Origin of the sequence: Enterobacter mori LMG 25706 (assembly GCF_000211415.1) — a bacterium.
Classification (GTDB): domain Bacteria; phylum Pseudomonadota; class Gammaproteobacteria; order Enterobacterales; family Enterobacteriaceae; genus Enterobacter; species Enterobacter mori.
Map to the genome: position 1 here is coordinate 704,613 of NZ_GL890776.1, position 23,201 is coordinate 727,813.

The following is a 23,201-nucleotide window of genomic DNA, read 5'->3' on the forward strand; positions in this document are numbered from 1 at the left end:
TCATTATCAGCCGCAAAGAACAGCGGCCCGGGCGGGGTCTATAGCGATCAACCCGGCCAGCAATTTGTCCATCAATGGGGTTAGCCGTACTTTGTCAGCCTCACTGCGACCGGCTTTCAGGCGCAGGAGTTTCAGATGACGGGCCTGTACTTCGAACAACAGTTCAGGTTCCCAGTTGCGGAGGGTCACTTCTCTGGCACGCTCACCCAGTTCGGCAAACAGGTGCACCGCCAGGTCGTTTTTACCGTACTGCTCGGCAATGCGTCCCATCAGCAGACGCAAGAGCCACTTCTGACGGTCGGTGGTCATACCCGGCCGGGTCTGTAACCAGCCCAGCGCGGCATCCGGGCCTTCACTGTCGGCCAGCGTCACGGCTTCTTGTTCCAGCGCCAGAATGTCATCGTTACCGGCAGTTCCCGATGCCGATGGTGTGTCACCGCCCCACCCGCCCGTGGTTTCCAGCACACTCTGCCGGATCCAGTTTTGCGTCACTTCGTCAGCAAATGGCGTGCCGTCACTGAAGGTCAGTATTTCCAGCCCGGACAAACGGGTCAGCAGCCCTTTCAGGTCAGCGGCAATAATGTCGGCCAGCGTATTCTTGCCGGATTTAGTCAGGGCCTGGTGGATATACCACTGCAAATCCAGCCACAGGTGATTGGCACCGCGAGAAAACGTACTGTCTGCAGTTTCCAGCATTTCTGTCCAATTCTGCTGTAGGTACAGCCGTTTGAGCAGCGCACGCTGGTCCGCTCTTGGTGGTTCGATGCGGGTGCGGCCCTGCGCATCCGGAGCCGGAATGGCCCGCAGGGTATCGTGACGCAGGCTTTTCATCAGATGGTGTGCGGACAGCCAGCCGTCCGGTTTTTCCCGCAGGTATTCGGTGAGTGTACGGGCCTGTGCCAGCAAATCCTGCCCAGAGGTGATACGCCCGATGGCCGGGGCATCGCTGTGACTGACCGTCGAAGGCATTTCGCTGGTACTGGCGTTCTGAGGCACAACCGCATCCACGCCCCCCGCTTTCTGCAAACGGTTTTCCAGCGCACCGTACAGAGCGTTAAGTTCCGGGCGGGTTTCATCCGGTTCATTTTCGGTAAGCTCCGCTATCAGCAGCAGCGCCCCGGTGGTGCGCATCGCATCGATCCTGACCACTTCCGGGTACAGGGAGAGCGAGTCCGTCATACGCGAGCCCGCCAACCATTCGAGTGCCACCTTGCGACTGCGGTCACGCTGCGGGTGCAGTTGTGTACCAAAGCGCTCCAGTAAACCGCCCAGCAGTTCAAGCCCTTCAGCCAGCCCCTGATCGCCTTCGCGGTGCAGCTTCGCCCAGCAGTACCAGGTCGCCACGCGAATATCTTTGGCTGTGGTGGTTAAAATTTTTTCTGCATGCCGGCAAATAAGCTCTGTGTTTGCACCTGAGAGCTTATTAATTTCCTCGCGTATCTGCTGGAAATCATCGTCATAGGCCGGGTCTTCGCCAGCGGGCGATGAAACGGACAGCGGCTGCAGCCAGTTGTCCCACTGCGCCACGCGCTCACGGGTTGCCGCAAGCAGTGGCTCCTGCTCAGTCTGGCAGGCGCTGAGTAAGGCATTGAGCGTGCTCATCAATATACGTCCTCTGTATCATTGCCTGCACTGGCAACCTGGTCTGATGATGTTGCACCGGAGGTGATGAAGATGGTTTCCGGCAGACGGAAATTACGCAATTTCAGCAGCGCCAGTGGCCCCTCGCCCGCCTCGGTACGCAGGGTGTAATTGAGCGTGCGTCCGTCCTGTGCTTTCCAGCTCAGACTGTAACTGCTGTCAACGCCCGGATAAGCACTTACCACAGCTTTATCGAGCAGGCGTATCCAGCCCCAGGCGCCAGGGATATCGGCGTACTGACGGGTTCCTGCCTGCGTGCTTATCCAGCTCAGGTTTGCACCGGGTGCTTCGGTATCCGCAGGCCAGGTGAAGCGCCTCCATGCCGGCAGTTGGTTCACATAAAGTAGCTTCTGGCTGTCGATAACCATGTCCGTCTGCATCACACCATCAGCGGTGCCCGGACGCAGTTCGAAGTTCATCCCGGCACTGCCTTCAGTGAAGGCCACATCTGAGATATGGCTCAGGGTGTTGATGGCATTGAGGAAGTCCGGATTAAACGCCAGCCCCTGCGAGTTGATGCTGTCCGGCACCCAGTGGTTACCCTCCTTATGCAGCACGCCTTTAAGACGAGTCTGCAGAAACTGGGCGATACGCCCGGAATCGGCATTGAGATATTTGGCGAGCAGCGGCAGGGAGACATCACTGCTGGCGTTGTTAAACGGATAGCGTCCGCCGAAGGCACTGTTCCATTCAGCCACGACCGCCTGTTGCCACTGGACATTAAGGCTGTCGGCCGCCGGTGTCAGTACCTGTTGCCAGGCCTGCTCCATCGGGTTCACAAACACCGTGCGCCCAAAACCGCTCCACTCCTGCCCCAGACCGGCGGCAATCAGACTGCCGTAGTCACGGGTCTCCGTCAGGTCAACAGCTTTGCCCTGGAAAACCGTCTGGGCAATAGTCTGGGTCATCGCCTGCGGGTCAGCAGCATTGGTCACCTGCTGCAGACGCAGGCGTACCTGTGTCACACGGGTAAGGAATGACTGCAGGCTTTGTTCCTGCGCCCCGGTGCGGTTCTTGCCCATGAGCGCCAGCACCGGGCCAAAGGTCGCATCCATCGGGCCGTGGACACCTGCACTCTGGTCAATGCCATCCTGGCTGTCACCGCCCAGCAGATTTTTCGCTGATTTCACCAGGGAGTCAGAAATGGCTTCGCCGGTCTGCCCGGTACGTCCCTGCACATTCAGGGTGTTCATCAGCGCCACCAGTGGTGACTGCCGTACGTCGGCCATCAGGGTCAACTGGTCAATGGAGTCTGACAGCGTGACGGCCTGGTTCCAGTGCAGGCTGTTGAGGAACTCAAGCCAGGCTCCGCCAAAATCGGCGAAGTAGCGCTCCGTCAGGCGATTTTTCAGCGCTTCAGGCGAGGTTTCATCCTGTTCATTCACCTGACGCTTGCTGTCAGTGAGTACCCAGTCGAGCTCATCCCGGCGCGCTTTCACCACTCTCTCAATGGCGGGCTGTACGGCCTGCTCCCAGGCCTGACGGGTAAACACACCCGGCACAATTTCGGTGGTGCTGAACAGACGCGATGCATCGGTATCGCCGGTCATGTCTTCGAGGCGCATATCGACATACAGATGCGCCACCTGAGAGAGCATCTTCTGGTAGAGGGTCGATTCGCTGTTACGTACCCCCATCAGGCGAACCAGCAGTGCGCGCGCCTGGCTGACCATGCTCTCATCGGCACGCAGCTTCCACTCCGGGTGCGTAACCAGTTGCGCGCCATAAAACGACAGCAGCGATGGAGCTATCCTCTGCCAGACACCGTCCTTCACACCATCACGCATCGGCCAGTCATTCATCAACGCAGAACTGAACCAGGATGCATCCATATGCTCCGGGCGGGCCAGCATCAGCCAGAGTTTGAGCTGGTCATAAGTGGTTCTGGCCATCTGCTCTCGCAGCGGGCTGCCAGGGGGCAGCGCATTAAAGGCATTCAGTTGTGTCTGCAGATGGTCAGCGGCGGCATCACGCAACAGGGGCAATGCGATGTCCTGGTAACGCGGCCAGAGTGCGGCCAGCAGGGCATCATTCTGGCTCAGCCCGGCCTGCTCAAACCACGGCACACCGTGCTCAGAGCGGTACTGCAGACGGGCCAGCGTTTTTTGCAGTTCAGACAGCGCGTGCAGGCGCTGCTCCAGGGGCTGATTCTGTCGGGCGGCAAGTGCGGCCTGGGTATTCGCACCGTCAATCTGACTGCGGTTGGTAACATACGCAAGCCCCATCCACGCAGCCCAGCCCACCATCGACAGGGCGACAACCGACGCAAACACTTTGCGCCAGGGAATGCCGGGCTTGCACGGACGCAGTCCGGCAGGGAGTGTCCTGACAGACTCAGGCAGGACACCCCAGCGTTTATCCATGCCCCAGTGGTGCGGCACAGCACGTTCGGCACCGGCTGAAGGCTGACTGAACACCACGCCGGCCAGTGGAAGCGGGCGGTACGGATTGAGCATCACCGACAGCGGTGCGGTCACGCTTTCCGGCTCACGAATGAGCTGGTCGGCCAGCGTCAGCAGGAAGTTATGTTTCACTTCACCGCAGGTCTGCTGAAGACCCTGTGAAGTCAAATCCGGCGTCAGGGCGGTGAGTTGCTCTGCCAGCCCTTCGGTACGGCAACCGGCAGGCAGCAGGCAGCCGGTCGCCTGCGTAATACGTCCTTCCGGCTTACCGGCGCGCGGATGCAGGGACCAGACATACAGCGGAAGCTTCCAGCCAAGCGTTTCCATACGTGCGCTGATGGCGTGAGACAGGGAATCCATGGTGCTTCCAGACGGTACCGGCAACGGCTGTTCCAGCCCTGGTGCTGAGAGCTGGTCAAACGCTGAAGTAACCCACACCAGCCCATCTACCGGACGGCGGCGCAGTTTGCGCAGTGCTGTAAGCCAGGCACTGTCTGCTGGCGTATTGAGATCACCGCCCCACAGCAACAGTGTGCCGCGGTCTTCCTGCCAGAGCTGGCCTGTCAGGCCAGGGGTCAGTTGCTCAACCTCAGCGACAGTGCCAGTGACCAGCAGAATGCGTGTTTTACGGCCCCAGCTACGACCGTAGAGGTTACGCATGGCGTCACGGATGGTGTCGACGGTGACGTTACGGGGGGCAGTCTGCTCAACACGTCCCTCATCAACGGGCAGAACATTTTTGCGTTTTGACTGAAAGCGATGCCAGCCCTGTTTGATGGCAAGTGTAATTGTTTTGCCATGGCGCAACAGCATCAATAAAAAGAGGGCACCGGCAATGACCAGCCCTTTAAGTAACGGAGTATGCAGCCCCATTTGATCGTCAAAGTGCCAGATACCCCAGGCAATTCCGCCTGATAAAAGCGCAGAGAAGCCCAGTCTTCCCCAGCCTCCGCGCCATGCTGAATCACCCGTGGTCATCGTTTCGGTTCCCTGTTTGCACTGTATTAATAAATTTCTGCTCACCATCTGTAGAAAGCATCAGACAGTCTGCTTTTTGTATGTTCACAATATCGCTGGCGACTGCTGCCATTATCCATGGAGAAAAGGGGCCGCTGAGCCCGGCATATTTTTCCAGCCAATGGAGCTGTTCGGGGTTCCAGTGTCCTGCGTATTTAGTTGCCGCTTCAAGCAAGTCAGGAAATAAATCGCCCCAAGCAACCTGATCGCCGACGACATTTTCTGTAACACAAGCCTGAGTCTGCGTTGAGAAAAACGTATCCAGTGATTTATCGATATTACCCATATCTAACAACATTGGCCGTAGCAGGCTGGCGTCATGTGCAAAATGATATTTAGCGGCAACATCATCTGATGTCAGCAACAAAGAGGCCAGAATGTCGCTATAATGCCCTTTCCCCTGAGTCTGATGCACCAGAATAAGATCCACATCCAAAGTCGGTGATTTAAGCCGCTCATCAAGCCAGATAAAGATCTTTGCGGTCTGTATATTCAAAACAGGAATAGGAAGCAAAGGAACTGAGTTCTGCCAGATCTTTGCAAATTCGCCCTGAAGTGTCAGGAGATCTCCCGGCGAGTCGGTCAGCAAAGTGACGCTGAGAGGTAAATCCGATGGAACCTTAACCAAGGCATCACTGACACATTCAAGTAGTTGTGAAAAGCAACTTTCGGCAGTTTGGTAATGTAAACGCCGCGTCAATGTTGTTCGTTGCATTTGTCCGGCAGGTGCCTGCAAAAAACGAGATGGCGTCAGAGCATCCGGAAAAATGACATCGCTATGAAGCACAGCAATGTTGCGCCCGGCCCATTCAGTCCATTGCTGCTGGGCGTATTCAGCCTCATTAGCCTCGAACTCATGCTTATCAAACGCACTATTAAAGAGCCACCCCCGCAGACAAAGAAAGAAAAACCAGATAACTATGGGACTGGCAGTTATGATCCAAAGATTGAATTCCTGTAAAAAACCTGCGAGCTTGTTAGCATGCAGGACGAACAGCATCACACACCCTACAAGCGCGATAACCCCCAACATAAGCCACAGAACATAGGAAGGTTCTTCAGGCTTTCCGGATACCGTTGATTTCTGACGCTCCCAGCTCATTAATTATCCTATTACACAATCCGGTGCGCTGGATATCAGCTGACAACCACATTCACAGCGGCAACCATCCAAAGCAATCGCTTTACCGTCTGAGGACCATTCAGGGGAACCTTCAATAATAGAGTTGATTCCATGACCAATAATCGGACAGCTAACTTTATCTCCGATCAGAGCAACTTTTTTACCATTAACTATCATGGTGGATGATGCAGATACAACCTGACCACCATGTGTAGTTTTATCACCGATCAACACGAAACCTTTGGACATGACAATCTTCCTTTTGCTATATAAATAAATATTTAATTGACTGGCTGTACATTCTCAGCAACCGTCCAGAAAACCAGATTAGGGTCTTTCTCTGGCGATATCTTCACAAATTACTGAGATTCAATAGTTCTTATTTCCTGCACAACAGCATCAATGCCAGTTCTAACCGAGCCGCAGTTCTTTTCGTCAGGAGAGTTATTCACATCCTTACAAACCATAAAATCACTCAACACTTTCACAGCACTACCTTTCTTTGGGTTGGATAGTTTCGGTTCTACAAACGGATAAGACGCGTCACCGTGCGACACAGTAACCGCACGATTCATTTCACCTTTAACCTCGAAGGAGGTGATATGAAAATCACCAGAAAGATCTATCTTTATTAAATCCCCCTTATCTATTGTCACTGAATAAAAGTAGTCATCACCGGCAGGATATTGTACACCTTCTAACCCTGCGTCGTATTTATTAAAAAGTAATTTGTAGTTATCACGACTGCTGTCAGTATTATTTTCTGATGCAGCATTTGCTGTATAAACATACCATGCAGGCTTTGCTTTTCCCTCAAGAAGCATTGCAATTTCTTGCCCACCATCAACAATATAAAATTGTTTTACTTTATACTTAACCCCATCCAAATAAGGCAATAATACATTATTAACATCTCCACTCTGCAGATTAATTGACAATATCGCAGAGAACCCATACCCATCATTATCTTCAACAGATGCAGTTGTGTATAAAGTGTCTCCGTTTTCAGAAAGAGAGGCAAAATCGCCAAGTGATTTAAGTGAATAATTTATGTTTTTTGGAAAATGGACCACTGTCAGCTTATTACCCTTCGAGCTCTTTGATAAAAGAGAAAAGTGCTTATCAAAAAGAGCAATAGTTACATTATGTTTATCGTCAAAGAAAACTCGGTGAGCTTTATCTGAGGCATTGCTTGCTGCCCCGGAAAACATGATTCTGGATACAGGAGCGTCAATGCTGTAAGAATAAACACCATTCCCGTCAGTAAATATACAATGGCCATCACTTGAAGAAATGATAACATTATTCATGGGTGCAACGTTGGAGTACACATCTCTCGGTCGAAACTGTATTCTCTTAACCCCGAACTTAACGTCAGCGGCCCATAGATAAGGACTTGCTCCACCTACCCCACCACAGATAACCCCGGTAGTCGCATTGAAATCCATGCCGCCGGATAAATTGTATCCAATTAGCATTCGATCTTTAACATCTGGACCATTCCATAAGTACAGATTGAGGTTCTTAATATCTCTAACAAGAAAATACTGGTTACTCGCAAGAGAATTTAATGAAAAAAGCAATGAACAAAAAACAACAAGAACTTTAGGGAAAGTTAATTGCATACGTAAGTACATTTTAATCTAGTCGTTAACGACACACCGAAAAACATAAGTAGACAGAATTCCATCTTTATCATAATTGAAAACGGAGTCCGTTTTGAAATTAGGTCTGTGCACTGGAAAAGTGATTATTTATTGATCACACAGCGGAAAACACCAACATCATAGACATAATCTTCATCTTCTGGTTTCGTATTAGGTGATAAAGACTGTCTGAAAATGGTTAACGCATATTGATCACTCCCTCCAACAGCTCCACGCAGCACTTTTTTCATTCCTTTATTTGGCCCCTTAGGGTCTTTAATCGGAGAATGCGAGTAGTAATCTGAAGCATACCAGTCATTAGTCCATTCCTTTCCACTTAAGCCCATATCATAAAGGCCCAAGGGATTTGGTGGGTACTTACCAATTGGGTAAATCGGAAGGCCTAACCCACCAGTGTATTTACTAAGATCATCATCTGTAGGATAATTTCTCCCTCGATCTATTTCTCCATTATCAGTTGCAAAGGGTAAGTACTTACCTTCTGATCGCGCGGCATACTCCCATTGAGCTTCTGTCGGCAAATCGATTTTTTTTCCTGACTGCTCCCCTAACCATAGGCAATAATCCTTTGCTTGCTGCCAAGTGACCCTAACAGAATAGCTGTCACTCAGAAGCGACGGAGAACCCTTGGCAAGAATGTTAACAGGAGGTGGGGTTTTACCAGTCACATCAAGATAAGTATTATAGTCTGCATTTGTGACTTTATATTTCGAGATCATAAAACTGCTAAGAGCGACCTTATGCAATACTTTATCATCCTGTTGAATACTAAAAGGTAATTTATCCCCAACCAGCGTTCCAAAGTCTCCCATCAGAAAATCACCAGCTTTAACACTCACCATGTTTGCAATTGATTTATCAACAAGCTTATTGGCTAACTCTGTCTTTTTTGATGAACCGTCACAAGCAACAATTGTAAAAACAAGGAGTAATAATATTCTTTCTACATTTCTATTTTTCATTACGACCTGCCTTATGCCATTTGAGTATTAACATTGTGGTGTTCATTAATCAATGCAATATATTGTTTCATTTCGTCGTGAGGAATTGGTTTAAAGGGTTCATCTGGATCAACTGTGCTAGGAAGCCTTTCATAGAGAGTATGGAGACTTTGTTCGTACTGTGTCGAGTAACGCCCCATAAATCCAAACTCCGTCATTCCTAAAAATTTTAACAACGCTTGCTCATTAGACTTGATATTTCCTTTTCCTGCTGCAGGGTTCGCCGTCATATGCTGCATCACATTATTATAATCCGCTTTACTCTGCACCCACTTGAAGCAGAGCATCACTGCGGTTTTTCTTAGCTGCATCACACCCCATTTACTGGCACTCTTCTTTTGATTTCTTTGATCTATTACATCCAATGCGTTAACATCCATTAACTGGAAAATTATGGCTCCTTTTGTTTCTGGTGGTGCGTATTTCAACTGATCTGGGTTAGCAATAATGCTTTTCATTAGTGCTACCCGCTTATCTTCACTATCTAGAGCTTGGTTGAACTGCCCTAAAACTCCATCAATGTCGTCCTTAATGCGATTAAACATCTCAGTTCCAATTTGAATCTTCTCCGCAGCTAATATTATTGGTATCGCACATAGTGACTGAAAAGTACCTAACGACATCATGTCCTCAAGTTTCTGATAATCCACGTTCCTAAGCATATACATAAAACCTTTCATAAAGGCAGCAAACGAATTGCCATCAACTTCAAATCCTAAAGATCCTTTTGCACCAATACCCCAGCATAGAGCCGCCTTACAATATATTCTGAAGCGACTGTTAAAATACATTACGTAGAAAACAGCAGTTCCTCCGGCACCAGCCTGAGCAGTTACACCCAGGGATAAAGTGGCAATCGCAGTGAACTTCTTCTCTTTGGTAACAATTGGCTCATTCTCTTCATGCTTAACATTACTGTCTTTTTCAGGATGCGGATCAAACCATTCAATAGCACCACTAACGTTGCCACCCGCCTGAACGCCAGCAAAAGCGCCAATTTCTCCACCAGCCTGGACATCCGGCAGTGGAATGGTTAAATTAATCTTCCTCTGACCTGGAGGTGGCGGAGGTGCAAGTTTCGCAGGGCTTCCCTTAATCCCATAGCCCTTTGCCATTTCTCCATTAAAATCAGCTTCCACACCCAGCTCAATCCCCAGGCTTGCCCCGACATTACCGGATAACACCGCATTTATCGTGTAGCGGATAGCACCCATGTTACAGACATCACCCACTAACCCCGCAGATGCTTTGGCAGGAAACAACAATGCAATACCAAGTCGATCGGGAATAAATAGTTCAGTCGATGCTTTCGCCTCACCCAGTGCAAAACTTGAGTGGCCTTCCATCTTCGCGGAGGCTTTCTTTTCTAAAGGGTTAAATTCAGCAGACAGCCCGGCCCCCTGGCTATAGCGCATCAGCTGTGCCTGTGCGCTGATGTCGACGTACTGATGATAAGTTGACTCATCGTCGGGCTTATCATTTTCTTTGGGCCAGGTAAGCCCTTTATTCATTTTTTTTGCCCAGTCAGTAAGTACAACATTACTGTCTTCTAATAGTTCATCTTCAAACTTAAGGCTGACTGACGCTTCTTTTAATTGTTTTATTAACTCTTCGTCATCAATCTTTCCCGAACGAACTGTTTTTTTCGTTTCATTCCCATTAGCATCGACACCAGTAATTTCTTTATCTTTATATTCAATGAAGCTGGCCTCACCGCTTTCCTTATCTACCTCGCTGAGCTTGTACTTCCGCCAGTGGCTGCGAATTTTGTCGGAGCGGACATAAGTACTCTTAAACCCGGTAGTCTTCTGGAGAGGAATCAACTCCATAAGGCCTATCGCGGAGCCCTTGTAGTTCTCATCAAGCAGTTCCCCCTCGGGAATCTTTGCAGTCAGCGTTTTATAGGTTTGTTCCTTTAATTTTTCGTTATCGTCACTTTGAGTTGTTGGTATTTCTCTGTAGCTTACTGTCATAAGCACGTTGTGGTTTTTTACCTGCCTGAGTCAGCATCTCATAATTGAGTTCATCCAGAGCAATCTGCGCTTTCTTCTGGTTTTCCAGCAACGCTGTCATTTTCAGCTGTTCCTGTATGAGTAAGCGGTTATCTTTTGCATCAACGCAAAGTAACGTTGCACTGCCTGGGTGAAAATATATCTGAGGGCCATGCTCTCCGTTGACGACAGTGTTTTTACTCACGTTATCCAGGCTACTTTGCCGTGTACCTTTAGTCATTTTCTAACTGTTTGAATTAGCCCTTTACACAGCTTCGATATTCGATTCATATAAGCATCATTAGATCTAAATCTAATAAACCTGAAAATATGGATAATCATTTATTGATCACGCAGCGAAAAACACCAATGTCATAGTCATAATCTTCATCTTCTGGTTTCGTATTAGATGGGGAAGATTGTCTGAAAATCGTTAACGCATACTGATCATCTCCACCAACAGCTCCCCGCTGCACTTTTTTTATTCCTTTAGTTGGCCCTTGCGGGTCTTTCAATTGCGAATGAGAATAATAATCTGATGCATACCAGTCATTTGTCCACTCTTTTCCACTTAATCCCATATCATACAGACCCAGTGGGTTTGGCGAGTATTTGCCAATTGGATAAATTGGAAGCCCCAGCCCATCAGTATATTTATCTAACTCATCATATGTTGGATAATTTCTCCCACGCTCAATCTTTCCATTGTCGGTTGCAAAGGGCATGTATTTTCCTTCTGATCGAGCGGCATATTCCCATTGAGCTTCCGTTGGCAAATCTATTTTCTTACCTGAGCGTTCCCCAAGCCATTGACAATAATCTTTGGCTTTTTCCCAAGTGACATACGCTGAATAACCCCCCCCTTGTAATGAAGGATGTTTTTTAGCCAGAATAAACAATGGCGACTTTTTAATGCCAGTCAAGCTCAAGTATTCATTATAATCATCATTAGTCACTTTGTATTTTGAGATTAAAAAATCACTTAATACAACTTTATGCAATACTTTATCATCTTGCTGAATACTAAAAGGTAATTTCTCTCCAACTAATGGACCAAAGTCTCCCATTAAAAAATCGCCGCCTTTAACCGGGATCATATTTGACACAGATTTTTCCACAAATTTATTGGCAGTGTCTGAACTTTGTTTTAGCGATGCATCATCACAACCAGTCATAGTTAAAACAAAAATAATGTATGCCACATTCACGCAGCTATTTTTCATTTACATTCGCCTTATGCCATTGCTGTATTTGAAGAATGCTGTTGATAAATCAAAGCAGTATACTCTTCAATCTGCTCATCTGGGATATGTTTGAAGGGTTCATCGGGTTCTACAGTATCAGGAAGCCTGTCATAAAGAAGACCAAGATTTCTTTCGTATTGAGATGAGTATTCATCTAATACTCCAAACTCAGTAAGCCCCATAAATTTTAATAGTACCTTATCATTAGTATATACGTCCCCTTTTTCTGCCGCAGGGCTAGTAGTCATATGTTGCATCACATTATTATAGTCAGCTTTACTCTGCACCCATTTAAAACAATACATTACTGCCATTTTCCTCTTCTGCATTACCCCCCATTTTTTGGTGTTTCGCTTTTGGTTTCGAGGGTCAATAACATCCAATGCTGTCACATCTATTAATTGAGCAATAATTGTACCTTTCGTCTCTGGCGGGGTATATTTTAACTGATCCGGATTGGCTATAATACGATTCATCAGTGCAACCCTTTTTTCTTCATTGTCCAGCGCGTTATCAAGTTGAATCAAAACCTCTTGAGCTTCACCTTTAATGCTATTGAACATATCAACGCCAATTTGAATTTTTTCGGCTGCTAAAATTATTGGGATTGCGCACAAAGCTCGAAATGAATCACGAGGCATCATGTCCTCAAGTTTCTGATAATCCACATTCCTAAGCATATACATAAAACCCTTCATAAATGCCGCAAATGAATTCCCATCCACTTCAAAACCTAATGAACCTTTAGCTCCAACTCCCCAGCACAATGCAGCCTTACAATAAATTCTGAACCGACTGTTAATATACGTTACGTAGAAAACAGCAGTTCCTCCGGCCCCGGCCTGAGCGGTTACCCCCAAAGATAAGGTGGCTATTGCTGTGAATTTCTTCTCTTTGGCAACAATTGGCTTATTCTCTTCATGCTTAACATTACTGTCATCATCCGGATGTGGGTCAAACCATTCAATAGCACCGCTGACATTGCCACCTGCCTGAACGCCGGCAAAAGCGCCAATTTCTCCGCCAGCCTGGACATCAGGCTGTGGGATAGTGAGATTAATTTGTCGCTGGCCTGGAGGCGGCGGTGGGGTCAGCCGTGCCGGGCTACCCTTAATCCCATAGCCCTTTGCCATTTCTCCACTAAAATCAGCTTCTACACCCAGCTCAATCCCCAGGCTTGCTCCGGCATTGCCGGATAACACCGCATTAATGGTGTAGCGAATGGCCCCCATGTTACAGACTCCACCTACTGCGCCCGAAGATGCTCTGGCAGGAAACAACAATGCGATACCAAGTCGATCAGGAATAAAAAGTTCAGCGGATGCCTTCGCCTCTCCCAGAGCAAAACTGGCATGACCTTCCATCTTCGCGGAGGCTTTCCCTTCTAAAGGGTTAAATTCTGAAGATAGCCCCGCTCCCTGGCTATAGCGCATCAGTTGAGCCTGTGCACTGATGTCGACATACTGATGGTAAGCTGACTCATCATCTGGTTTATCATTTTCATTGGGCCAGGTAAGCCCTTTATTCATTTTTTTCGCCCAGTCCGTCAGAACAACATTACTGTCTTCTAACAGTTCATCTTCAAATTTAAGACTGAAGGATGCTTTTTTTAATTGTTTCCTGAGCTCTTCGATATCTATTTTCCCTGACCTGACTGTTTTTTTTATCTCATTACCATCCGCATCGATGCCAGTCACTTCTTTATCTTCATATTTAATGAAGCTGGCTTCACCACTTTCCTTATCTACATCGCTGAGTTTGTACTTCCGCCAGTGGCCGCGAATTTTATCAGAGCGAACGTAAGTACTCTTAAATCCGGCAGTCTTCTGAAGGGGGATCAACTCCATAAGTCCGATAGCTGAACCTGTGGAGTTCTCATCGAGCAGCTCTCCCTCAGGAACACTTGCGGTAAGGGCTTTGAGCTCTGCCTTTAATTTTTCGTTAGCGTCATTGAGTTGTTGGTATGTACTCTGTAGCTTACTGTCATAAGCACGTTGTGGTTTTTTACCTGCCTGAGTCAGCATCTCATAATTGAGTTCATCCAGAGCAATCTGCGCTTTCTTCTGGTTTTCCAGCAACGCTGTCATTTTCAGCTGTTCCTGTATGAGTAAGCGGTTATCTTTTGCATCAACGCAAAGTAACGTTGCACTGCCTGGGTGAAAATATATCTGAGGGCCATGCTCTCCGTTGACGACAGTGTTTTTACTCACGTTATCCAGGCTACTTTGCTGTGTACCTTTAGTCATTTTCTAACTCCCTGAATTAGCCACCGAGCAGTTCAATATTGATTTTGCTTTTTGCCGCACCGAATATTTCAGCCGTCTTACCTTCACTGTCAGTGCGCCCTTCATAAACAGAGCCATCAGCAGTGGTGATCCGATATCGCGTGTTTGCCAGGATATCGCCGGACTCCTTATCCTGTGCAACAAAGTTCTCGCTATATCCTTGGGGAAGTTCCGGTTTAGGTGCGTCATAATCCGCACTTCCTATTTTCTGGATATTGGCACATTTCAGTAAAATATTGCCTGGAGCCCCAAGCTCCATATTTCCACCTGCCAGTTTCATAAATGCACCGTCACAGTTAACAACCAGCTCTGTTGCACCCGTGATGACCACTTTGCCTTCCACACTTGTCACCGTTACGTCTTTCTTCGCAATGGCCTCCAGCACATCATCCTGCGCCTGGATTTCCACTTTTCCTTTGGCAGCAAAGAGCTTCATCCCAGCTTTTCGGGCCAGAATACTCACGGCCTCGCCCGCAGCCACCGTAAAGCGCTTCAGAGCACTGATATCAGTATTCTGCTGGGACATAATTCCTACGCTGGCGGTACCAGAAGCTACACACACTGCCTGAGGACTGGTGATACTCACACCTTCAGGCGCATTCAATATGATCCCTGGTTTAGCAAGCTCTTTGAGAGCTGTGTTAAGCGTCTGCTGACTTGCAGTATCTGCTGGTAGGGCGTCAGCCCCTTCAGCAGCTGATGACAAACTTTTTGCTATCGTCAGAGCATTTTCAAGCTGGGTAATAGCCTCTTTCATAGAGAGCATCTTGTCCCCAGCAAACGGCTGTTTATCTGCTGTGATAAACACCCCTGCCCCACCGCGAATGGAAACGTGTCTGTCAGTACGAAGCTCAGCACCTTCGCCGCGAAGTTTCCTGGAAGCGTCTACATTGTGCCCTAAATTAAGTTGGGTCTTACCCCCGTACTCAGTACTGAGCTTAACGTGCTCTTCACCGCGCTTGTCCTCCATCCGCAGCTTGTTCAGCCCAGCTGTTCTGATAACGTTTCGCGTGCTGTTAGCTTCACTCACATGGTCAACGTGACGGGAGTCGTGCATCGCGTGTGCTATATACGGACGATCCGGATCGCCTTCATGGAACGCAATGGCGACTTCAGTGCCCCGTATCAGGGGGAAGTGGAAGCCGTACTTGTCGCCACCGTAAGGTTTGGCAAAACGAACCGGCATACTTTCCATACCCTGACGTTTGTCATCGCGATCGGCATCAAACTTCACCCGGTACATGCCCGAGGCATCCTGCCAGGCGTAGATATCGTTATCTTTGGCGCTGGTGACGCGCGCCATCAGAGTGCCGCTGACCACCGGGCGTTTTTTAGGAGCCGGACGCCAGCAACGGTTTTCGTAATAAGGCATCCCTTCCCACGTCACTAACAGGGCATTCTTACGGCTGGCAGTATAACCCGTGCGGGTAATGATAATGCCGTTGTCCGTTTCGGAGGGTAAAGTCGGCGGGATCGCCACTTCACTGATGGTCAGCACCTGAGCCGGAGAAAGCAGGGCATCATTACTGCATCCGCTGACCGTCGTTTGTCCGGACAGAAAACGCTCATGCTCGAGGCGGGCCCAGAAGTTGCCGGTTTCTGCGGAAGGTGTGATTTTATCGCCACGTTCAAGATGACGCGGCAGGTAGTGATAAACCTCGCCGTAGGTCACACCGTCACCATCACCACGGGTCATGTCCGCAGGTGCAGAGGTCAGTACATTCTGGGCTTCACGGTGATTGTAATCACTGGCGGTGACAGAACGCTCAACGACGTTTTGCCGGACGTTTACGCCCCACACTGAATCGGCTTTATTGTCATTCATCCCTGACGGGCTGTTCAGAGGCAGCGTTTTACCGAAGATCCATGCACTCTGCTTGTCCGCGAAGTGTACCACTTCGGTTTGCGTGTCCGGTTGCAGAGTGAAGAAGTAGAAAATCCCCACTTCGGCCAGCAGACGCTCAATGAACGCGAGGTCACTTTCCTTGTACTGGTTGATCTGCTCGCGCTTTGGATAGCCAGCTTTGAGGGTAAATTCATACTCCCAGCCTTTCAGGCCATGCTCCTGCAATACTTCGGTGACAACTTCCGGTACCGACTTATTAACGAAAAAGCGGTGGGTACGGAACTGCTTGCGCAACAGGGAAAGGAACGGCTCAATAATAATCTGGTATGTTGCCTGGTCGCGTGAACCACTGATACGCTTAAAATGCGTCACCACGCCATGCACCACTTTCTGCCCGGTTAGCCCCATCAATGGCCCGGTCCCCATGGTCAGCGTGGCAGGTTTGGTCAACAGTTGTGCCGAACTAATATTCTGATCGCTGCTGGTGAACAAGATGGTGTAGTGGTAAAGCTCGCTCATGAACTCTTTACCGGTAAAAGTCTCAACATCCAGTGAAGCCGTACAGGATGGAATGTCGAGACGGTAGCGGTTCAACCCGCCCTCCGTAAGAGCAGATAGGGTGTTCTTCAGCGTATCGGTCAGACTCATGATATTGACTCCATGGAATAACCTGCTGTCCATGACGCTATTGCCGACAAGCACATTGCAGGTTTAATCGGGTTACTCAGCGAGTACGAAAAAGGGTGATTACGATTCCAGCCCGAGGGCGCAGGCGAGGATTTTCTTCAGCAAAACGGTCATTTCAAAATTATCTATCGTATATTTCCCATCACCACTAATGTGAATAAAATGCTTAACAAACGTATAAATAAAAGCATCCGAAAAAAACAGCATTTCCATCATAGCCAAAGTAATAAAGATTAAAATTTTTGCAATTTTACATTGAGACACTATTCGGAAACTTGAATTGAGCCATAAGGCCTTGCGAACTCGCGATCCGTCAAAGGAAAATTATACACTTGATTGTCATTAATACCGACACCAACGACAAAACTTCTAGCCCCTTTATTATCAAGCGTTGGATGAAGTACAAATTCAACAATGTATTTAGTGTTATCTTTAAAATGATAAAATGACGAAGGAACACACAATTCATTATTTTGAATTAAAAGTGAGGGCTTATCAAAAAACTCTTGTTTCTTCGGAGGCGTATTCCTTGGGTTTATCGCTATAATGACGAGCCGATAACCTTGCGCATTGTCAATGGAAAAACAAATATTATCATCAATCAACTTAACTTGAGTCGTTTCATCAAACCGAAATCTATCTCCCTGGCCTGGACACCCAGCTAACAGGAAGGCACATATTAAAGTTACAGAACACAAAAATAATCTTCTATATTCTTTAATCACCATGGAAAACCTCTTAATGCCATTTTATAGCATTCCCGAATGACTTCTTCTGAAATATCACCATCAAGAGTGACATTATTCGACCTTCGTAAGATAATCCAATGCTTATAACCATGTGTCTCCAGAATGAAATTATCCGCAATAATCTGCGCCTGCTGCTCCATAGCATATTCGCTTAAAAGACGACCATCGAGGGTGTAATGATAGCTTACCATCCAGCTAACCAGCCCTCTGCCAATAACGTTCATTCCTTGTGCTCGTTGCCAGACATGACTCATTTCATGGATGAACATATGTTGAAGATCGTCAGTTACCTGGGAAAAATCATCGCTATATTGCTCACGAAAATAGATCTCCCCGTCCGGCGTCATCGCCGTATTCTTATCCTGTAAATTGAAAGGGAGGTAACTTTCCCTGTGGATCCATACTTTCGAATAATCAATAGTGGATAAAAAAACAGAGTGTGCCAGCTGTATCTCACCCGTCGTAAGTAGCCTGACACCACCTTCTTTAATTCTGAACGGATCCTGAGTTTCTTCAGTCATGTTTAAACTCCAGCCCAACCCCCTCTTCATCACTCCAGCCTAACGCCAAGTGCTGCGGCTTCTGCCCCGCCGCCATATGACTTAACAGTTGCTGGCTCAGTACCGGCAGTATCTGCTGATTGAGCAGGCTGTCGACGTTGCGCGCCCCGGTGTCAGGCAGCAGACAGGCGACGGTCAGCGCGTCATACAGGTTCTCATCAATGTGCGTGGTCAGGCCGTAGTGACGGTTCAGGCGCCTGCTGACCTGTGACAGCTTCATCTCAACGATGGTACGCATGGCCGCTTCCGCCAGTGGGCGATAAATCACGGTCTGGAAGCGGGCCAGCAGAGCCGGCTGGAAATGGTCACGCAGGATCGGACGCAGCAGCTCGTGCAGGTCGCCTTCGGTGGCGTCCGGCTGTTCATCCAGCAGTTGCATCAGATGGTCGCTGCCGAGATTGGAGGTCATCAGGATGACAGTATTGCGGAAGTCGATTTCGCGCCCTTCGCCGTCGCGCATAAAGCCGCGGTCGAAGACCTGATAGAACAGGTTCATGACGTCGCGGTGCGCCTTTTCCACTTCATCGAGCAGTACCACGCTGTACGGGCGCTTGCGCACGGCTTCGGTGAGGATGCCACCCTGACCGTAACCCACGTAACCCGGAGGCGAACCTTTTAACTGGGAAACGGTGTGCGGCTCCTGGTACTCGGACAGGTTGATGGTAATCAGCGATTTTTCACCGCCGTACAGCACGCCCGCCAGCGCCAGCGCGGTTTCGGTTTTCCCGACGCCACTCGGGCCGATCAGCAGGAACACGCCCTGCGGACCGTTTTCTGACGTCAGCCCGGTTTTGGCTGCCCGCAGGCGCCGGGCGATGGCGGTCAGCGCCACGTCCTGCCCAACCACACGCTTGCCGATTTCGTTTTCCAGGGTCAGCAGTTCGGTTTGCTCGTCTTTCATCAGGGAGGACAGCGGTACGCCGGTCCAGTCGGCAATCACGTTGGCGACGGTGCGTACGTCCACATCCACACAAAGCAGCGGGTTGCTGTGCTGAATGCCATTAAGCGCCTGCTGTAACTCAAGTGTCTCACTCTGACGGGAGATATCCTGGCGGCTTCCCACCAGTTGTCCGGTGAGTTTCAGCTCCTGCCCGTCCTGAGTTTCAAGCTCGTCGAGTGCAACGATAAGGTCGTTCTCTTCCTGCTCAATGACGGTCAGGCGTTCACCATGGTTCTGATTGCCGACAGCAATATCTTCCAGCAGCGCCTGCTTTTCCATTTCCAGCGAAGTGATATCCGAGCGGATGCGGGTCAGCTGTTCCGGCACTATGTCGAGGCTCATACGCACACGCGCAGCGGCGGTGTCGAGCAAGTCAACCGCCTTATCAGGCAACTGGCGGCCAGTCAGGTAACGACGAGAGAGCGTGACTGCAGCGCGAACCGCATCGTCAGTAATATGCACATTGTGGTGCTCAGCGTAGCGGGATTTCAGACCACGCAGCATCAGACACGCCGTATTATCATCCGGCTCGTCCACTTTGACCATCTGGAAGCGGCGCTCCAGAGCAGCATCGCGCTCAAAATATTGTTTGTACTCGGACCAGGTTGTCGCGGCGATGGTACGCAGTTCACCGCGGGCCAGCGCCGGTTTCAGCAGATTTGCTGCATCGGCACCGCCCGCCTGATTACCGGCACCAATAATGGTGTGGGCTTCATCGATAAACAACAATATCGGCACCGGTGACTGCTGCACCGCGTCAATCACGTTTTTCAGGCGCTGTTCGAACTCGCCTTTCACGCCCGCTCCCGCCTGCAACAGGCCGAGGTCGAGGGTGCGCAGCACCACTTGCTTGAGCGATTCCGGTACGTTGCCCCCGGCGATACGCAGCGCCAGGCCTTCGACCAGCGCCGTTTTGCCGACGCCAGGTTCGCCGACCAGGATCGGATTGTTTTTCCGGCGACGGGAGAGAATGTCCACCATCTGGCGAATTTCGGTGTCACGGCCAAACACCGGGTCGATTTTGCCCACTTTCGCTCTGGCGGTGACGTCGAGGGTAAATTTATCCAGTGCATTCTGTAGCGCCGGGTTCCGTTCACCGTCTTTTATCTCTGCGCCGATCGGACGTCCGACAAATTCCACTTCACCACCGTGATTTTGTGCCAGTTCTGCTTCTTGCTGTACATCTGGACGCTCATCAGACTGCGCGTCCAGAAGCCCGCGAAGACGATCAAGCTGGCTCTGGCCGAGCGTAATCAAAGGCCACATACCGTCGCAGCGCGCCAGTTTAGGCTTACCAACCAGCACCATCAGCAGATGGACACTGCGGATGTGCTCTTCGCCGTTAAGGGAGGCAATCAGCCAGGCTTCCTGCATCAGTATCTGGATATCAGCGGACAACTGCGGGCGACTGCGTACCGAACGCGGTTGATTATCCAGCCAGCCGAGCAAATCCTGCCATAGCGCATCCATATCCCACTCGTAGCGACGCGCCAGCACCGTCAGGTCACCTTCCCCTTGCTCCAGCAGCTTCAGAAGCCAGTGCTCCGGCAAAATTTCCGCATGCGCGCGGGTCTGGCAGAGCGAGGCTGCCCCTTCCATCGCACGGGCACAGTAAGGGTTCAGACGTCGCAGCAGGATGGCTGGATTTTCCATGACTTTCTCTCTATATCGGTTCCTGGACACGCTACCGCCCATCGCTGTTTCCCGTGAAGGGGACCAAAGCGCATGAGGTCGGGCTGGCAGATTGTGGGTTTCTTTGCTCAACGCCCGTTTGAGACAGGCACTCAGCAAAAAACTGCGGACAGGAAAACCCTGCCCGCATCAGGATTACGCGGTGGCGCGTTCATTCCATGAGTCGGAATGAATGATGTTGCCGTCTTTGTAGGTCCAGGTGATTTTTTCGTAACGCAGTTCTACGCGCTCAAGATGGTTGTGCTTCTCTTTGGAAGCCTCCTTGATGTCGTACATTTCAGGATTCACTTTCACCACTTTTACGTTCTCGAGTTTGGTGTTGAAGTACTCAACTTCCTGGCCCGCGTCGTTGATTTTGTACCATTTGAATTCCGCAGACTTCAGGGTCTGACCGGTGGTCACGGCTTTGTACAGGTACGGGCTGGACGAATCGATTTCCTTGGTGAATAGGAACGGCGTGTGGATACGGGTACCGGTCAGCTTGCCGGTGTTGTTATCGGTCGGGATGTACAGGTTATGCTCCTGCGCCACCACTTCGATGCTGCCTTCACGGTCCTGAACGTCAACAGATCCTTTGATGTCCGCGCCGCCGTCGTCTTTCAGCCAAAGATAAACAGGAATTGCCATGAAATTACTCTCCATTGTGTAGTGAAGCGCCATCATCCTGCGATGACGCTGAGGTTTTGCCGGGTATCTGACAGGCATTCGCCTGCGGTACCAGACTGATTTCGACACGGCGGTTAAGCGCACGGCCTTCCGGGGTGTCATTGGTTGCGACAGGGCGGCTTTCGCCATAGCCCTGTACCGCAAAACAGCTTTCGGGCACGTCGCCGGTGTCACGCATCCAGTTGCGCACGGACTCCGCGCGCTTAAGCGACAGCACCTGGTTGGATTTGTCATCCCCCGTACTGTCGGTATGGCCCGCCACCACAATCAGCCAGCCTGGTTTCGCCTTAGCGCCTACCAGGGAGTTCACCAGCATTCTGGAGGAGCCTGACTTGAGGTCGTACTTGCCCGAGTCGAACAGCGACATGCTGTCGAGGCGAATGGTTTTCGGACCCCGAATAATTTTCTTAATGACCGGAGGAGGTGGTGACGGAGGTGCCCAGTCGCTGACGGCGGCCTCAACGGGCGGAACCAGACGCAACCCCTGATACAGTCCCAGACGATAACGCAGTGGCTCCCCGCGGCGCTGCCAGTCGTCCAACAATGCGCCATCGGCTCTCAGGCGCTGTTGCGCCCGCAGTTTCGGTGCAACCGGCGTGCCGGTGAGATGGTGGTATAACGCAAGATGATCGCCAACATTACGGATAAGACGCTGGTTGTTCACCCATGACGCCACCATCGCCAGCGCGAGAAAAATCCCGCCCAGTAATCCTGCGTAACGCCAGAACAGCATCCGGCGACTCACACCACGTCGTCGCGGTAACCCTGGCAGCAGCTGTTCAGGCAGTGGCAGTGGCTCTGTAGTCAGGACGACATCCGGTGGCAGCGCGGTCACAGCGGTGATGTGCTGTTGCCAGAGATTGCACTTGGTACCGCTCACCGGAACCATGCACATGCCCTGCACGCAGGGTTTCATCGCCGGTAATTCACCCCTCCTTACCGACAGCAGCTCATTGACCGCGCTGTTCTGCCAGGCAAGCAGACCGTCCAGCCACAGACCCTGACTCAGACGCGAAAGACGCCCGTCTGCACCGGTCTCTCGGATCCACTCAGTCAGTGACACATTGCCCTGACCAGGCTGATACACCTGAATACCGATCCGCTGGCTTACCGTGCTAAACCAGACGGGCTCAGCCTCCGCACAGGCCGCAGGTGGAGATACCCAAGTCACGGTCCACAGCGGAGGGATCATGCCGAATGCCGCACGGCACTGGACGACAGCCCGCTGCCATCCCCGCAGGGACTGGGTAAAATCATCATCGGATGTGTGCAGCTCGGGTACCACCGCCAGCATGACCGAGATTTGCGATACCAGGGCCGGGCGAGCAAGGCTCAGGTGCTGCGCAAAGAGTGGCAGCTGTTCCGCATCCTTCACCCACAGATACCAGCCCTGCCGGGTTTCCCGGAAACGGGCTCCGGACACAAACAGAGGAGTGTTGTCGCCAGAAACAAGGATCACCGCCCCCTGAAAATCTTCCGGCGGTAGGTTTTCATCCGCAATCTCGCGTAGTGCGCTCGCCCGCGCCTGAGAAGCCCGGCGCTGACGCCAGAACATCACCCCGGACACCAGAGCAACAAGCAGGGTGAGTGCCACACGGCTCACCGTTGACAGTGGCCAGAATCCGAGGATGAGCCACAGCGCCAGTACGGCACCCAAGGCAGTTAACAGACTTCGGTACACATCCCGCAT

The 23,201-nt window shown here is 50.3% G+C and carries 16 protein-coding genes; all 16 read right to left on the bottom strand.

What is annotated here, in order from left to right:
• Positions 1 to 6 precede the first annotated feature (6 nt).
• On the bottom strand, positions 7 to 1,602 hold the full coding sequence (gene tssA / locus ENTMO_RS0113200) for a type VI secretion system protein TssA (RefSeq protein WP_010431592.1): 1,596 nt from the start codon (positions 1,600 to 1,602) through the stop codon (positions 7 to 9).
• Positions 1,602 to 5,021, bottom strand: coding sequence for an ImcF-related family protein (locus ENTMO_RS0113205; RefSeq protein WP_010431595.1), 3,420 nt, complete (start codon positions 5,019 to 5,021; stop codon positions 1,602 to 1,604). The genes tssA and ENTMO_RS0113205 overlap by 1 nt, the downstream gene beginning before the upstream one ends.
• Positions 5,008 to 6,162, bottom strand: coding sequence for a hypothetical protein (locus ENTMO_RS0113210; protein ID WP_010431599.1), 1,155 nt, complete (start codon positions 6,160 to 6,162; stop codon positions 5,008 to 5,010). The genes ENTMO_RS0113205 and ENTMO_RS0113210 overlap by 14 nt, the downstream gene beginning before the upstream one ends.
• Before the next feature lie 3 nt (positions 6,163 to 6,165).
• Entirely contained in the window at positions 6,166 to 6,432 is a 267-nt protein-coding gene (locus ENTMO_RS25285) for a PAAR domain-containing protein (protein WP_010431602.1), read from the bottom strand.
• Between the two features lie 110 nt (positions 6,433 to 6,542).
• The gene (locus tag ENTMO_RS0113215; RefSeq protein WP_010431605.1) at positions 6,543 to 7,808 is read right to left on the bottom strand and encodes a hypothetical protein; all 1,266 of its coding nucleotides are present in this window, start codon (positions 7,806 to 7,808) and stop codon (positions 6,543 to 6,545) included.
• A 125-nt stretch (positions 7,809 to 7,933) separates the two neighbouring features.
• On the bottom strand, positions 7,934 to 8,812 hold the full coding sequence (locus ENTMO_RS0113220) for a formylglycine-generating enzyme family protein (protein WP_010431608.1): 879 nt from the start codon (positions 8,810 to 8,812) through the stop codon (positions 7,934 to 7,936).
• An 11-nt stretch (positions 8,813 to 8,823) separates the two neighbouring features.
• The gene (locus ENTMO_RS26265; RefSeq protein WP_010431611.1) at positions 8,824 to 10,824 is read right to left on the bottom strand and encodes a hypothetical protein; all 2,001 of its coding nucleotides are present in this window, start codon (positions 10,822 to 10,824) and stop codon (positions 8,824 to 8,826) included.
• Positions 10,784 to 11,047, bottom strand: coding sequence for a hypothetical protein (locus ENTMO_RS26270; RefSeq protein ID WP_162829264.1), 264 nt, complete (start codon positions 11,045 to 11,047; stop codon positions 10,784 to 10,786). Before ENTMO_RS26270 ends, ENTMO_RS26265 begins: the two co-directional genes overlap by 41 nt.
• 133 nt (positions 11,048 to 11,180) lie before the next feature.
• Positions 11,181 to 12,065, bottom strand: coding sequence for a formylglycine-generating enzyme family protein (locus ENTMO_RS0113235; protein ID WP_010431617.1), 885 nt, complete (start codon positions 12,063 to 12,065; stop codon positions 11,181 to 11,183).
• Positions 12,066 to 12,076: 11 nt separating this feature from the next.
• On the bottom strand, positions 12,077 to 14,332 hold the full coding sequence (locus tag ENTMO_RS25760; RefSeq protein ID WP_010431619.1) for a hypothetical protein: 2,256 nt from the start codon (positions 14,330 to 14,332) through the stop codon (positions 12,077 to 12,079).
• 16 nt (positions 14,333 to 14,348) lie between these two features.
• On the bottom strand, positions 14,349 to 16,865 hold the full coding sequence (locus ENTMO_RS0113245) for a type VI secretion system Vgr family protein (protein WP_010431621.1): 2,517 nt from the start codon (positions 16,863 to 16,865) through the stop codon (positions 14,349 to 14,351).
• Positions 16,866 to 17,167: 302 nt separating this feature from the next.
• Positions 17,168 to 17,632: a putative T6SS immunity periplasmic lipoprotein gene (locus ENTMO_RS0113255; protein ID WP_010431624.1), complete on the bottom strand. Its 465-nt coding sequence runs from the start codon at positions 17,630 to 17,632 to the stop codon at positions 17,168 to 17,170.
• Positions 17,626 to 18,174 carry a hypothetical protein gene (locus ENTMO_RS0113260; protein WP_010431626.1) on the bottom strand — a complete coding sequence of 183 codons (549 nt, stop codon included), beginning with the start codon at positions 18,172 to 18,174 and terminating at the stop codon, positions 17,626 to 17,628. Before ENTMO_RS0113260 ends, ENTMO_RS0113255 begins: the two co-directional genes overlap by 7 nt.
• Entirely contained in the window at positions 18,167 to 20,806 is a 2,640-nt protein-coding gene (tssH, locus tag ENTMO_RS0113265) for a type VI secretion system ATPase TssH (protein WP_010431630.1), read from the bottom strand. Before tssH ends, ENTMO_RS0113260 begins: the two co-directional genes overlap by 8 nt.
• 174 nt (positions 20,807 to 20,980) lie before the next feature.
• Entirely contained in the window at positions 20,981 to 21,472 is a 492-nt protein-coding gene (gene hcp, locus ENTMO_RS0113270) for a type VI secretion system effector Hcp (RefSeq protein ID WP_010431633.1), read from the bottom strand.
• Positions 21,473 to 21,476: 4 nt separating this feature from the next.
• Complete coding sequence (locus tag ENTMO_RS0113275) at positions 21,477 to 23,201, bottom strand: OmpA family protein (RefSeq protein WP_010431635.1); 1,725 nt, start codon at positions 23,199 to 23,201, stop codon at positions 21,477 to 21,479.